This window comes from Blastococcus colisei (assembly GCF_006717095.1).
GTDB classification, from domain to species: domain Bacteria; phylum Actinomycetota; class Actinomycetes; order Mycobacteriales; family Geodermatophilaceae; genus Blastococcus_B; species Blastococcus_B colisei.
The window spans coordinates 1,650,481-1,663,407 of sequence record NZ_VFQE01000001.1; the positions used below are offsets into that span (position 1 = coordinate 1,650,481).

Consider the following 12,927-nt stretch of genomic DNA (forward strand, 5'->3'; position numbering starts at 1 on the left):
GTGCGGCTGCGGATCGGAGGCGTTCCGCAGACGCCGCTCACCGTGCGACGATCCCTCCAGCCCCGCTGGGGCTGAGTCGACCGCCGCACGCGTGGAGGCCCGAATGACGGACGCACGCCAGATGCGGATCTCCGACGCTGAGCGGCAGGCGGCCGCGCAGCGGATCGGAGCCGCCTGGGCGGAGGGACGGCTCGACGACACCGAGTACGACCGGCGGATGGCGCAGGCGTTCGCCGCGGTGACCTACGGCGATCTCGACCAGCTCTTCACCGATCTGCCCGGTCCGCGGCCCTTCCTGCCCCCACCGCAGTACGGGCCGCCGTCTCCCGCGTACCGCCCCGTGCCGTGCGTCCGGGCGCCGGTGCGGGACCGGTTGCCGACGGGCGGGGTCGGCCAGGTGCGCACCACCGGGCTGCAGATGCTGCTGTTCGTCGTCACCTTCGGCGTCTGGGGCTACGTGTACTTCTTCCAGACCCACGACGAGATGAAGCGGCACACCGGCGACGGGATCGGCGGCGTGCCGGCGCTGTTGCTGTCGCTGTTCTTCGGCATGGCCTCGCCATTCCTGCTCAGCCACGAGGTGGGCCGCCTCCACGAGCGCAGCGGCCGGCGGAAGCCGGTCAGCGCGCTCACCGCGCTCTGGTTCTTCCCCGGGATCTTCCTGCTGGTCGGGCCGGTCGTCTGGTTCGTGCTGACCAACCGGGCGCTCAACGACCACTGGCGCAGCCTCGGCGCGCGCTGACCGCATCGACCCTGCTCAAGGGGTGAGGAACCAGAGCAGCTGGGTGTCCTCGCGCGGGGTGTCGCACTCGCCGATCATCAGCGCGCCGCCGGGCGCCGGGTACAGGGCACGCACGTCCAGCCGCGGCTCGCACCCGACCGCCACCGGTCCGCGCATCTCGCCGGTGGTGAGGTCGAGCGCCCGCGCCCCGCTCGCCGAGGGCAGCACCGCCCACACCTGAGCCGGCTCCACGACGAGCGAGTACCCGTAGATGCGGTCCTCGAGCTGGGCCAGCAGCGGTCCCGCGCCGCCCCCGTCGGGCACGCCGAGGATCCACGACCCCTCGAGCACCGCGACCAGCAGGAAGGCGGTGCCGTCCGCCCCGCCGGCGACCGACTGCGTCTCCGCGCCCTCGGCCAGGTCGGTGGCCCGCACCGGCCGACCGATCTGCGCCAGTCCCGCGTCGTAGGTCAGCAGGGTGGGGATGCGCTCCTCGGCGACCGCCGTGGGCGAGGCGTCGAAGACCAGCCGCACCCCGCCGCCGGGCCGGGCGACCAGACCCGCGAACTGCCGCGCCACCGGGAAGTGCGACGCGGCCGCGACGTCGTCGGCGAGGTCGCGCTGCGCGGTGACCTGCCCGCTCGCGAGGTCGACAGCGGACAGCAGTTCCCTCGACGACTCGTCGTCGGACAGGGAGACGAACAGGTACAGCGTCGTCGAACCGGCGAGCAACGCCGACCCGCCGACGGCCTCGCCGCCCCCGTCCGGGACGACGACGGTCGACCGCACGATGCCCGACGACGGGTCGACCACGCGGACGCCGTAACCCTCGGCACCCAGCCGTCCGGCGACCGCGACGGAGCCGTCGGGCAGCAGGTGCATCCCCCAGACGTCCTCGACGCGGGGGAGGGGCACGGTCCCCGCGATCGCGTCGGCGCGCACGATCGCCAGCGACTGGTCGACCTCCCGGTCGGACGGGGTGAGAAGCGCGTACGCGCCCCCGTCGGGCGTCGCGACGGCGGAGACCAGCCGGGCGAAGCGGCCCGGCGTCGCCGCTGTCAGGTCCACCGTGGCGCGCACGCGGGTGAGCGGCCCAGCGCTCGGGAGGGCGCCGGCGGGCGGGCCGCCGTAGGCCGGCAGGTCGGTGGTGGCGTCGGTCGGCAGGTCCGGACGGGGCTCCGCCGTCGCCGACGGCCGGGGGAGCTCGGCGCCGTCGACCGGGCAGCCGCTGAGCGTCAGGACGAGGAAGCCCGCGAGCGCGACGGCCGCCGCACGCCGAGCCGTCATGCAGAGAGGTGTACACCGCGCGCACGGAGGGAGCCCGTCAGCGCCCGGCCGAGAGGACGATGACTCGCTGCCGCCGCGGGGACGCCGAGAGGAGCAGTCCATGAGCACGCCGCAGAGTCCGCCGCCCCCACCGCCGCCCCCACCGGAGGCCGGTCAGCCGGTCGAGGGCGCACCGTACGGATACCCCGCGCCACCGCCGGGCTACGGGCCCCAGGGATACGGGCAGCAGCTGTACTGGCAGCAGGGCTACGGGCAGCAGGGCTACGGACAGTCCGGCTACACCCAGCCGATGCCCGGCGTCCCCGCCTACGCCCAGCATTCCCAGCCGCAGGGCCCGATCGGCCTGATCCGCCCGACCGGGATGATCATCCTGCTGTTCGTCGTGACGCTGGGGATCTGGGGCTTCGTCTACTACTTCCAGACTCACGAGGAGATGAAAGCGGCACAGTGGTGAGGGCCTCGGCGGCGTCCTGGCGCTGGTGATCGCGATCATCTTCGGCCTCGTCTCGCCGTTCCTGCAGAGCTTCGAGGTCGGCCAGCTCTACGAGCGGCGCGGGCAGGAGAGGCCGGTCAGCGCGCTGACCGGCCTGTGGTTCTTCCCCGGGATCTTCATCCTGATCGGCCCGTTCATCTGGTTCGTCCAGACCAACAACGCGCTCAACGCCTACTGGCAGACCCGCACGACGCTGGTCTGACCCGACGCTGTGCGCGGATGCGCAGGTCTGGATCCCAGATCTGCGCATCCGCGCACACGGCCGGTCAGGAACCCGAGAAGCGCTGCTCCAGCTCCTGCACCTCGGGCAGCCCGATCAGGTCGGTGAACTCGCCGAACGTCGGCACCGCATCCAGCGCCGCCGTGGGCACCCCGTCCCGCTTGAGCGTGGCCAGCAGCGTGCGGATCCCCGCGGTGGCCGCCAGCAGGGTGCCGATCGGGTAGATGACCAGCGAGAAGCCGAGCTCGGTGATCCGCTCCAGCGACAGCGGTGGCGTCTTGCCGCCCTCGGCCCAGTTGAAGACCAGCGGGGCGACACCCCGCAGTTCGGTGGCCACCCGCTCGATGTCGGCCTCCGAGGCCGGGGCCTCGACGAACAGGACGTCGGCGCCGGCATCGGCGAACGCGCGGGCCCGGGCGATGGCGTCGTCGATCCCCGTCACGGCCACGGCGTCGGTGCGGGCGATGACCAGCAGGTCCGGGTCCCGCCGCGCCTGCACCGCGGCTCGGATCTTCCCGACCATCTCGTCGACGCCGATCACCAGCTTGCCGCTCATGTGCCCGCACTTCTTCGGCATCACCTGGTCCTCGAGCTGGATCCCGGCGACGCCGGCCTGCTCGTAGAGCTGCACGGTGCGGACGACGTTGATCGCGTTGCCGTAGCCGGTGTCGGCGTCGGCGATCACCGGCACGTCGACGGCGGCCACGATCCGGCGGGCGTTCTCGACCATCTCCGACCCGCTGAGCAACCCGACGTCCGGGCGGCCGATCAGCGACGCCGTCGTCCCGAAGCCGGTCATGTAGACGACGTCGAAGCCGGCCTGCTCGACCAGCCGGGCGCTCAGCGCGTCGTAGGCGCCGGGGGCGAGGAGCGGCTCCGGAGCCTCCACGAGCTCGCGCAGGCGAGCCCTCGATGTGCGTCCGTTGCTCAGCAGATCCGCCACGTCGGCCCCCTCTTTGTATGCACTCACACGGAATCTACGAAGAAACCGTTGCCGTCGGAACCCCGCCGCCCTAGGTTTGCACACAATCTTCGAGGAGGTGTGACCGCTGACACGATCCGTGACGTCCGCCGAGCGGGCGCTGCACGAGCTGCGCGAGCTCATCCTCGGCGGCGCGCTCACCTCCGGCTCGCGGCTGGGTGAGGTCGAGCTCGCCGCGCGCCTGGGCGTCAGCCGGACGCCGGTCCGCGAGGCGCTGAGCCGGCTGGCGGCAGAGGGCCTGGTCGAGGTCACCCCCAACCGCGGCGCCCGGGTGGCCACCTGGACGGTCGCCGAGCTCGAGGGGGTCTTCGACCTCCGCATCTCCCTCGAGCCCCAGCTGACCGCCTTCGCCGTCCCGAACGCCGGCCCGGCGGACATCGAGGAGCTCGACGACCTGGCGCACCGGATGCGGGACGTCGGCAGCCCCGGTCCCCGGCAGGACCTCGACGCGCTCGTGCCGCTCAACCGCGCGTTCCACGACCGGCTGGTCGCCCTGGCCGGTCACCCCACCCTGGCCGCCGCGCTGGCCGCGGCGATCCACCCGCCGATCGTGCGCCGGAACTTCCACGCCTACGACGCGGAGTCGCTGCGCCGCAGCCTCGCCCACCACCTGGAGATCGTCGCCGCGCTGCGGGCCGGCGATCCCGGCTGGGCACGCGCGGTCATGACCGCCCACATCTGCAACGCGCGGGCCGTGATGGTCCGCGCCGCCACGACCCAGACAGCACGTACCGCGCACCCCAGCGATGAGGAGGCCTCATGAGTTACCGGCTCGGAGTCGACGTCGGAGGCACGTTCACCGACGTCCTGCTGGTGGAGGAGGCGAGCGGCAGCACCTGGCGGGCCAAGACCGCCTCGACCCCCGCCGACCAGGCCGTCGGCGTCCTCAACGGGATCGGCCAGGTCTGCGCCGCGGCCGGGATCGAGCTGTCCGAGGTCGCCCAGGTGCTGCACGGCACCACGGTCGCGACCAACGCCATCCTCGAGGGCAAGGGCGCCACCGTCGGCCTGGTCACCACCAAGGGCTTCCGGCAGGTCCTCCAGATCGCCCGGTCCTTCGTCCCCGGCGGGCTGGCCGGCTGGATCATCTGGCCCAAGCCGGAGCCGCTGGCCGACCTGGAGAACACCGTCGAGGTCGACGAGCGGATCGCCACCGACGGCACCGTCGTGCGGCAGCTCGACGAGGACGACGTCCGGGCGCAGCTGACCCGCCTCGCGGGCCGGGAGATCCAGGCGCTCGCCGTCTCCCTGATCAACTCCTTCGCCGACCCGGCGCACGAGAGGCGGATCGCCGAGATCGCCGCCGAGGTCCTGCCCGGCGTCCCGGTCAGCCTCTCCTCCGACGTGCTCCCGGAGATGCGCGAGTACGAGCGCACGCTGACCACCGTCGCCAACGGCTACGTCCAGCCGCAGGTCAAGAAGTACGTGCAGACCCTGTCGGACAAGCTGGCCGACGGCGGCGTGCAGGGCGAGCTGGCGATCCTGCGCAGCGACGGGGGTCTGCAGTCGGCCCAGGGCGCGATCGGCGCCCCCGTCACCATGCTGCTGTCCGGGCCCGCCGGCGGGGTGACCGGCGCGGTGTGGGTCGCCGAGCAGTGCGGCTACCGCGACCTCATCACCTTCGACATGGGCGGCACGTCCACCGACGTCGCCCTCGTCCAGGACCTCTCGCCGCGGATCGGCCGCGAGACCAAGGTCGGCGACCTCACCGTCCGGGCGTCCAGCGTCGACGTCCGGACAGTCGGTGCCGGCGGCGGCTCGATCGCCCACGTCCCCGAGCTGACCAGGGCGCTCCGCGTCGGGCCGCAGTCCGCCGGGGCCGACCCGGGGCCGGCCGCCTACGGCAAGGGCGGCGTCGAGCCCACCGTCACCGACGCCAACGTCGTCCTCGGGTACCTGCCCTCGTCGCTGGCCGGCGGCGAGATCACCCTCGACGTCGAGGCGTCCCGCGCCGCGGTGAGCAAGGTGGCCGAGGCCATCGGCCTGGAGTTCCCGGAGGCGGCGGCCGCCGGCATCGTCGACATCGTCAACGAGAACATGCTCGGCGGGCTGCGGCTGGTCTCGGTGCAGCAGGGCTTCGACCCGCGCGACTTCGCGCTGGTCGCCTTCGGCGGCGCCGGCCCGCTGCACGCCAACGCGCTCGGCAAGCTGACCGGGGCCTGGCCGGTGATCGTGCCCCCGTCGCCGGGCGTGCTGTGCGCCCTCGGCGACGCCACGACCGGCCGCCGCGACGAGTCCGCGCGCACCGTCCTGCGCCGATTCGCCGAGCTCAGCGGCGCCGACCTGGTCGGCATCCTCCGCGAGCTGGCCGACGACGCCGGGCGGCGCCTGGCCGACCAGGGCCTGCCCCGGGACGAGCAGACCGTCACCTACCAGGTCGACGTCCGCTACCACGGCCAGGGTTTCGAGATCCCGGTGACGGTCGATCCGTCGTGGCTGGACGACGCGGACAACGCGTTCGGCCGACTGGGCGAGACCTTCGACGCCGAGCACAACCGGCTGTTCTCGTTCCTCCTCGACGTCGACCACGAGCTGGTCAACGCCCGGGCGACGGTCACCGGCCCGAAGCCCGACGTCGCGCCCGTGCAGCTCGACGCCGGTGACGGCGACCCCGCCCGCGCCCTGGTCACGGAGACACCGATCCACGTCGGCGGCGAGCAGGTGACCGCGAACGTCTACGACCGGTCGAAGCTGCTGGCCGACGACGTCGTCCGCGGCCCCGCGATCGTCACCGAGATGGACTCCACCACCCTCGTCCTGCCCGGGCACGCCGCCACCGTGCACCCCTCGGGCTCCCTGCTGATCACCCCGGAGGCGTGACCCCATGGCTTCGATCATCGAGACGGCGACCGGCACGATCGAGAAGGGTGCCGTCGACCCGGTCACCCTCGACCTCATCGAGAACGGGCTGCGCAACGCCCGGTACGAGATGGACGAGGTGCTGTTCCGGACCGCCCTGTCGCCGGGCATCCGCGAGCAGCACGACGAGTTCCCGCTGATCGCCGACCGCGACGGGAAGATGGTCGTCGGCCAGTTCGGCCTGTCCATCCCCGACTTCCTCGAGGGCTTCGACGGCACCATCGAGGAGGGAGACGTCCTGCTGACGTCGGACCCCTACTCCTGCGGTGCCGCGATCAGCCACGCCAACGACTGGCTGGTCGTCGTCCCGATCTTCCACGAGGGCCGGATCGTGGGCTGGGCGTCGATGTTCGGGCACATGTCCGACGTGGGCGGCAAGACGCCGTCGTCCATGCCGACCGACGCGACCACCATCTACGAGGAGGGCGTGGTCATCCCGCCCTTCAAGCTCTACCAGCGGGGCGTGCCCAACGAGGACGCGCTGCGGATCATCCTCAACCAGGTCCGCAAGCCCGACTGGAACCGCGCCGACCTCAACGGCCTGGTCGCCGCCTGCCGCACCGCCGCCCGGCGGGTCGTCGAGATGTGCGACAGGTTCGGCACCGGCACCTACCTGTCGGCCCTCGACGCGCTGCTGCAGCGCAACTACGACGCCATGAAGGTGCTGCTGTCGATGGTGTTCGAGGAGGGCCGCACGCTCTCCTTCACCGACTACATCTGCGACGACGGCGTCGGCAACGGCCCGTACGAGCTGAAGATGTCGCTGACCCGCACCGGCGACAAGGTGCACATCGACTTCACCGGCTCCTCGCCGCAGGCGGTCGGGCCGATCAACTACTACATCAACGAGAACCTGACCCGGATGTTCTTCGGGATCTACATGATCACCGTCGCCGACCCGCAGATCCTCTGGAACGACGGCTTCTACCCGCTGGTCGACGTCACGATCCCGGACGGCTCCTACTGGAAGCCGAAGTTCCCCGCCGCGCTCAGCGGCCGCAACCACGGCATCGGCCGGGTCTTCGACCTGTTCGGCGGGCTGCTCGGCCAGACCAACCCGGCACTGCTCAACGCGGCCGGGTTCTCCTCCTCGCCGCACTTCATGTACTCCGGCTTCTACTCGACAGGCGAGCGGAAGGGGGAGTGGTTCCAGCTGTACTCGATCGGCTTCGGTGGGATCCCCGGGAGGCCGCTCGGCGACGGGCCCGACGGGCACTCGCTGTGGCCGTCGTTCGTGAACATCCCCTGCGAGTACCTGGAGTCCTACTACCCGCTGCGGATCGAGCAGTGGGAAACCGTCGCCGACACCGGCGGGGCCGGCCTGCACCGCGGCGGCAACGGGGTCGACGTCGCCTACGTCTTCGAGGAGCCGGGCACGATCGCCATCCACGACGACCGCTGGCTGACCTATCCGTGGGGCGTCAACGGCGGGCACCCCGGCGCGCGCGGCACCAAGTGGATCGAGCGGGCCGACGGCACCCGCTCCGTGCTGCCCAGCAAGTGCCACGACGTCCCGGTCGCGCCCGGCGACGTCCTGCACTTCGTGACCTGGGGCGGCGGCGGGTGGGGCGACCCGCTCGAGCGCGACCCCGAGCTGGTGGCGACGGAGGTGCGTCGGGGGCTGGTGACGGCGAAGGGCGCCGAGCGGTACGGCGTCTGCGTGGACGAGGACGGCACGGTGAACGCCGCGGCGACCGAGAGACTGCGCGACGAGATGCGCGCCGACCGGCCCGCGGAGCTGCCCGTCTTCGACATGGGCCCGCCGATCGAGGAGCTGCTGGCCCGCTGCGAGGAGGAGACCGGGCTGCCCGCGCCGAAGCGGCCCGTGTGGGTGTGATCGAGCCGGAGCCGGTCCCCGGCCCGCACGGCCCGTCGTTCTCGGGCCGGGTGGGCTGGGGGGCGCGCCCCGCCGTCGTCGTCATCGATCTGGTGCGGGCCTACACCGAGCCGGACGGCCCGTTCGGGCTGCCGTCGCCCGGGCCGGCGGTGGCGGCGACGGAGGCGCTGATCGGCGCCGCCCGCTCGTCCGGGCACCCGGTGGTCTGGACCGTCGTCCGCTACGCCCCGGACCTCGCCGACGGCGGCCTGTTCGTCCGCAAGGTGCCCGCCCTGGCCGCGTTCGCCGGGGGCGCGCCGGGCGGCTGGGGCGAGCTGACCCTTCCCCCGGCGCCGGGGGAGCCGGTGGTGGTGAAGCAGTACGCCTCGGCGTTCTTCGGGACGTCGCTGGCGCCGACCTTGCACGCGGCCGGGGTGGATACGGTGGTGTTCGCCGGCGTCTCCACGTCCGGGTGCGTGCGGGCCACCGCCATGGACGCGTTGAACTCCGGCTTCCGGCCCCAGGTGGTGCGCGACGCCTGCGCCGACCGGACGCCCGAGGTGCACGACAGCAACCTGGCCGACCTCGACGCCAAGTACGCCGACGTCGTCGACCTGGCCGAGGCGCTGGCCCACCTGCGGTAGGCAGGACCCGTGGCGCGGACGAGTGCGGGCATCCTGCTGTACCGGCTGCGGCCGGCCGGGCCCGAGGTGCTGCTCGGGCACATGGGCGGCCCGTTCTGGGCGCGGAAGGACGACGGCGCATGGTCCATCCCCAAGGGCGAGCACGGCCCGGACGAGGACCCGCTCGCCGTCGCCCGGCGCGAGTTCGAGGAGGAGCTCGGCTCGCCCGTCCCTCCCGGGGACCTCGTGCCGCTCGGGCAGCTCCGGGTGACCAGCGCCAAGGTGCTCGCGGTGTGGGCCGCCGAGGGCGACCTGGACGCCACGGCGACCCTGAGCAACACCTTCGAGCTGGAGTGGCCACCGCGCTCGGGCCGCCTGCAGGAGTTCCCCGAGATCGACCGGGCCGCCTGGTTCGCCCTCGACGAGGCGCGGACGAAGCTGCTGAAGGGTCAGGTGCCGTTCCTCGACCGGCTGCGCGACGACGTCCTCGGCGAAGGCCCGTATCCGTAGCTGTGTCGCAGGTCTCCATGCAGGTGACGGCTTGATTACAGGTCGTCCCACAGCACCGAACCCGTCCAGTTCCGGGTCGTCCGGCTGGGAAGGTCCCTTCCGACGAGCCCGCGGGGGACGTCCGAGTTCGAGGAGGCACCATGACCTGCACCCACTGCAGCGCAGTCGAACAGCGGGGCCGCTACTGCGTCGGCTGCGGCAAGCTGCTGCCGCCGTCCTCACTGCCCGCCCGCCGGGTGCGCCTGGCGCCCCGCCACCTCCTGGACGACGACACCCAGCCGGTCCTCCGGTTCCGGGTGAACCCCCGGCTGTCCGTCGAGAACGAGACGCCCGCCGCCGTCTGACCGTCGATCACGGCGGCCGGCTCAGGCAAAGGAACCTTTACCTGCGTCCTGGAACCTTGGGTTCAAGGAGTCGATGCAACACCCCGCGGTGAAGTGGGGTGGTGTCGATGGGGCGTCCGCGGATGCCGAAGGAGATCGAGCGCAGGTTCTGGCGGCTGATCGCTGCGGGATCGGCGACGGAGCAGGCGGCGGAAGCGGTCGGCGTGTCGGCCGACACTGGGCAGCGGTGGTTCCGCGACGGTGGCGGCATGGCGCCGATGGCATTGACCGAGCCCAGCGACCGATTCCTGACCGTGGCCGAGCGGGAGACGATCGACCTGTGCTGGGCCGAGGGCTGGCCGCAGGCCGACATCGCCCGCGAGATCGGCCGGCATCCCTCGACGGTCTCCCGCGAGCTGCGCCGCAATCGACTCGAGGGCTATCCGCGGCGTCCGCCGCTGCCCGTCGGCCAGCGGCACCGCCCCGGGCCGGCGCCGGGGACTCAGGGCCCGGGACGGCGCCCACGGCTGCGCTATCGGGCCGCGCCGGCGCAAGCCAAGGCCGAGGCGCGGGGCCGCCGCCCGAAGCCGAGCAAGATCGCCGAGTTCCCCGAGCTGCAGGCCTACGTGCAGCGGCAGTTGAAGGAGGGCTGGAGCCCCGAGCAGATCACCGGCCGTCTGGTCGTGGATTTCCTCGACGATGAACGGATGCGCATCTCACATGAGGCGATCTACCAGGCCCTGTTCGTCCAGGGCCGCGGTGGGCTGAACCGGGAGCTGACCAAGCACCTGCGCACCGGGCGGGCGCTGCGTAAGCCCCGCCGTCGTGTCGATGGCCGCCGGGTGTCAACGGCGCCCGAAAATTGACCCCCTGGCGTCGTGTGAATCTTGACCCCCTGGGGTTGGTTGGTCAGTCCGTCGGCCCGGTAGCCGGCGGGGTGGTGCGGGTGGCCGCGGCCGGGTCGCGGGCGAGGAGCTCGCGGCGGGCGCGGGTGCGGTAGGAGTCCCCGGCGAGGGTGATGACCTCGGCGTGGTGGACGAGGCGGTCGATCATCGCGGCGGCGGCGATGTCGTCGCCGAAGACCTCGCCCCAGCGGCCGAAGGGCATGTTCGAAGTGATCATCATCGAGCCCTGTTCGTAGCGGGTGGAGACCAGTTGGAAGAACAGGTTGGCCGCGGCGGAGTCGAACGGGATGTAGCCGACCTCGTCGATGATCAGCAGCCGGTAGCGGCGCAGTCGCTTGAGTTCGGCGGCCAGCCGGCCCTCGGTGTGGGCGTCACGCAGTCGGGTGATCCAGCCGATAGCGGTGTCGAAGAGCACCGCATGTCCGGCCTGGACTGCCTTGAGGCCCAGGCCCAGGGCGAGGTGGGTCTTGCCGACTCCGGGCGGGCCGAGCAGTACGACGTTGTCCGCTCGGCCGATGTAGGCGCAGCCGGCCAGGTGCGCGAGCACGTCGCGGCGCAGAGAGGGCTGGTGGTCGACGTTGAACTCCTCGAGCGTCTTGACCTGCGGGAAGTGAGCTCCGGCCAGACGGATCTGCGTGCCGTTGGCTTCTCGGTCGGCGACCTGGCGGGCCAGCACGGCGGCCAGGTACTCCTCGTGCGACCAGTGCTCCTCGCGGGCCTGGGTCGCCAGCTCGGCCCAAATCCGGCCGATGATCGGGGTCTTGAGCACTCGCGCCAGGTAGGCGATGTGGGAGACCAACTCACTGCTGCTGCGGCCGGCAACGTGGCCGGCGTCGGCGGGCAGATCCGCGCCGCGAGTGATCACCGGGCTCACCGCGCGCCCTCCGGCATCGAAGCCTGGACTGCGCCGGCGGGGTCGAAGTCCGAGCCGAACAGCGCGTCGTAGTCGGGCAGGGCGCGCAGCATCACCGGATGCCCGTCCTCGTGGTGACGGGCCCGCGACCGACGTGCCGCCTCGGCCGCTTGCAGCCGGTATTCGGCGCGCAGCTCGGCGGCGATGCGCACGTGCTCGGGATCGGTGATCACCGCCCGCTTGGCCCAGCACCGCTGATGCACGGCGACGTCGAGGCCGTCGTGCACGACCGCCACCTGGGTGGGGGAGGCCTCCACGTCGACGATCCGGCCGATCATTCGCGGGTCGACCGAATAGTCGTTGCCGTCGAGTCGGATGTAGTAGTCCCGGCCCAGCCGCACCCGGTGGCTCAGCCCGACCGCCGGGGCGACCCGCGGCAGCGGCGTCATCGCCGCCCGGTCGGCCTCCAGGGCCGAGACCGGGCGGGCGCCGGTGGCCCGCACCAGCCGGCGGTTGGCCGTCGGGAGCCAGTCGGTGAGCTGGTCGTTGAAGTCGTGCGGGCAGGAGAACTGTCGGCCGGGTAGGAACGAGGTCTCCAAGAACCCGTTGTTCCGTTCCACCATCCCCTTCGACTCGGGGTCGCGCGGGGGCAGCAGCCGGATCTGGGTGGCCAGCGAGCCAGCAAATGCCGCCGCCGGTGCGCTCACTCGGCCGGTGCCGCCGATCGCGGATTCCCGGTCCCAGACCAGCGTCTTGCTCACCGCTCCGACCGCGCTGATCAGCTGCCACATCCCGGCCAGTAGGTCCCCAGCCTGCCGGGAGGGCAGCATCACCGCGGAGATGAACCGTGAGTACGTCGCGGTCATCACCAACACCGGCAGCACCGCCGCCTGCCCGTGCCCGACCGGGATCTTCACCTCCGGGAACCACAGGTCGCACTGGGTCGCCTGCCCGGGCTCGTGGATCAGCCGATCGGCCGGATCGATGCCGGCGTACTCGGGACGGATCGCCCGGATGCGGTCCTTGAGGATCGTGATCGAGTGGGTCCAGCCGATCCGCTCGGCAATCACCGTCGCCGGCATCCGCGGGAACTCCTTGAGCATCGCCCGGATCTGCGGCTCCACCGCGTCCACCAGCGACCCCTTCGGCCGCCGCTCGTACTTCGGCGGGCGGTCAGCAGCCAACGCCGATCGCACGGTGTTACGGGCGACTCCCAGCCGCCGTGAGATCTCCTTGATCGGCACCTTCTCCGCCCGATGCAGTCGACGGATCTCGGCCCAGTCCTCCACAGTGATCACCCTTCAGGTGTCGGCGGGGGTCAACTTTCATCCGACG

13 protein-coding genes and 1 pseudogene are annotated in these 12,927 nt (G+C 72.2%); 10 read left to right on the forward strand and 4 right to left on the reverse strand.

Translation table 11 applies throughout. The features are described from left to right. Window positions 1-103 precede the first annotated feature (103 nt). Window positions 104-742, forward strand: a complete 639-nt coding sequence (locus FHU33_RS25365; RefSeq protein WP_246063397.1) for a DUF1707 SHOCT-like domain-containing protein — start codon at window positions 104-106, stop codon at window positions 740-742. Window positions 743-757: 15 nt separating this feature from the next. Here the strand turns inward: FHU33_RS25365 and FHU33_RS07830 are convergent, their stop codons facing one another. After that, window positions 758-2,008, reverse strand: a complete 1,251-nt coding sequence (locus tag FHU33_RS07830; protein WP_142024837.1) for a hypothetical protein — start codon at window positions 2,006-2,008, stop codon at window positions 758-760. A 100-nt stretch (window positions 2,009-2,108) separates the two neighbouring features. Here FHU33_RS07830 and FHU33_RS25370 point away from each other — a divergent pair, with 100 nt between their 5' ends. Together FHU33_RS25370 and FHU33_RS25375 are read left to right on the forward strand one after the other, a co-directional pair. Next, window positions 2,109-2,462 carry a DUF4234 domain-containing protein gene (locus tag FHU33_RS25370; protein ID WP_211355036.1) on the forward strand — a complete coding sequence of 118 codons (354 nt, stop codon included), beginning with the start codon at window positions 2,109-2,111 and terminating at the stop codon, window positions 2,460-2,462. Between the two features lie 25 nt (window positions 2,463-2,487). Beyond that, a complete protein-coding gene (locus FHU33_RS25375) occupies window positions 2,488-2,703 on the forward strand; it encodes a hypothetical protein (RefSeq protein ID WP_211355037.1) in 216 nt (71 codons plus the stop codon). A 64-nt stretch (window positions 2,704-2,767) separates the two neighbouring features. On the opposite strand, the gene FHU33_RS07845 is transcribed toward FHU33_RS25375, so the two are convergent. After that, complete coding sequence (locus FHU33_RS07845) at window positions 2,768-3,664, reverse strand: isocitrate lyase/PEP mutase family protein (RefSeq protein ID WP_142024838.1); 897 nt, start codon at window positions 3,662-3,664, stop codon at window positions 2,768-2,770. Window positions 3,665-3,782: 118 nt separating this feature from the next. Here FHU33_RS07845 and FHU33_RS07850 point away from each other — a divergent pair, with 118 nt between their 5' ends. The 7 genes and pseudogenes from FHU33_RS07850 to FHU33_RS07880 all read left to right on the forward strand — a co-directional run. Further along, a complete protein-coding gene (locus FHU33_RS07850; protein ID WP_281281625.1) occupies window positions 3,783-4,466 on the forward strand; it encodes a GntR family transcriptional regulator in 684 nt (227 codons plus the stop codon). Continuing rightward, window positions 4,463-6,523 carry a hydantoinase/oxoprolinase family protein gene (locus tag FHU33_RS07855; RefSeq protein WP_142024840.1) on the forward strand — a complete coding sequence of 687 codons (2,061 nt, stop codon included), beginning with the start codon at window positions 4,463-4,465 and terminating at the stop codon, window positions 6,521-6,523. The genes FHU33_RS07850 and FHU33_RS07855 overlap by 4 nt, the downstream gene beginning before the upstream one ends. Window positions 6,524-6,527: 4 nt before the next feature. Further along, complete coding sequence (locus FHU33_RS07860) at window positions 6,528-8,399, forward strand: hydantoinase B/oxoprolinase family protein (RefSeq protein ID WP_142024841.1); 1,872 nt, start codon at window positions 6,528-6,530, stop codon at window positions 8,397-8,399. Next, window positions 8,396-9,022, forward strand: a complete 627-nt coding sequence (locus tag FHU33_RS07865) for an isochorismatase family protein (RefSeq protein WP_142024842.1) — start codon at window positions 8,396-8,398, stop codon at window positions 9,020-9,022. Before FHU33_RS07860 ends, FHU33_RS07865 begins: the two co-directional genes overlap by 4 nt. 9 nt (window positions 9,023-9,031) lie before the next feature. Further along, complete coding sequence (locus tag FHU33_RS07870; RefSeq protein WP_142024843.1) at window positions 9,032-9,511, forward strand: NUDIX hydrolase; 480 nt, start codon at window positions 9,032-9,034, stop codon at window positions 9,509-9,511. 140 nt (window positions 9,512-9,651) lie between these two features. Continuing rightward, window positions 9,652-9,855, forward strand: coding sequence for a hypothetical protein (locus FHU33_RS07875; protein WP_142024844.1), 204 nt, complete (start codon window positions 9,652-9,654; stop codon window positions 9,853-9,855). 263 nt (window positions 9,856-10,118) lie between these two features. Continuing rightward, window positions 10,119-10,673, forward strand: a pseudogene (locus FHU33_RS07880) (transposase); the annotation flags it as partial. Window positions 10,674-10,743: 70 nt separating this feature from the next. Here FHU33_RS07880 and istB read toward each other — a convergent pair. Further along, window positions 10,744-11,604 (reverse strand): IS21-like element helper ATPase IstB, encoded by an 861-nt coding sequence (gene istB / locus FHU33_RS07885; RefSeq protein ID WP_281281617.1) that lies wholly within the window; start codon window positions 11,602-11,604, stop codon window positions 10,744-10,746. Window positions 11,605-11,609: 5 nt separating this feature from the next. Continuing rightward, window positions 11,610-12,890, reverse strand: a complete 1,281-nt coding sequence (istA, locus tag FHU33_RS07890; RefSeq protein ID WP_142024343.1) for an IS21 family transposase — start codon at window positions 12,888-12,890, stop codon at window positions 11,610-11,612. Window positions 12,891-12,927: the final 37 nt, after the last annotated feature.

Bases quoted from the DNA above. Each gene is read 5' to 3' on its own strand.
- FHU33_RS07875 (WP_142024844.1), top strand. From the start codon at position 9,652: ATGACCTGCACCCACTGCAGCGCAGTCGAACAGCGGGGCCGCTACTGC.
- FHU33_RS07855 (WP_142024840.1), top strand. From the start codon at position 4,463: ATGAGTTACCGGCTCGGAGTCGACGTCGGAGGCACGTTCACCGACGTC.
- FHU33_RS07830 (WP_142024837.1), bottom strand. From the start codon at position 2,008: ATGACGGCTCGGCGTGCGGCGGCCGTCGCGCTCGCGGGCTTCCTCGTC.
- FHU33_RS25365 (WP_246063397.1), top strand. From the start codon at position 104: ATGACGGACGCACGCCAGATGCGGATCTCCGACGCTGAGCGGCAGGCG.
- FHU33_RS07860 (WP_142024841.1), top strand. From the start codon at position 6,528: ATGGCTTCGATCATCGAGACGGCGACCGGCACGATCGAGAAGGGTGCC.
- FHU33_RS25370 (WP_211355036.1), top strand. From the start codon at position 2,109: ATGAGCACGCCGCAGAGTCCGCCGCCCCCACCGCCGCCCCCACCGGAG.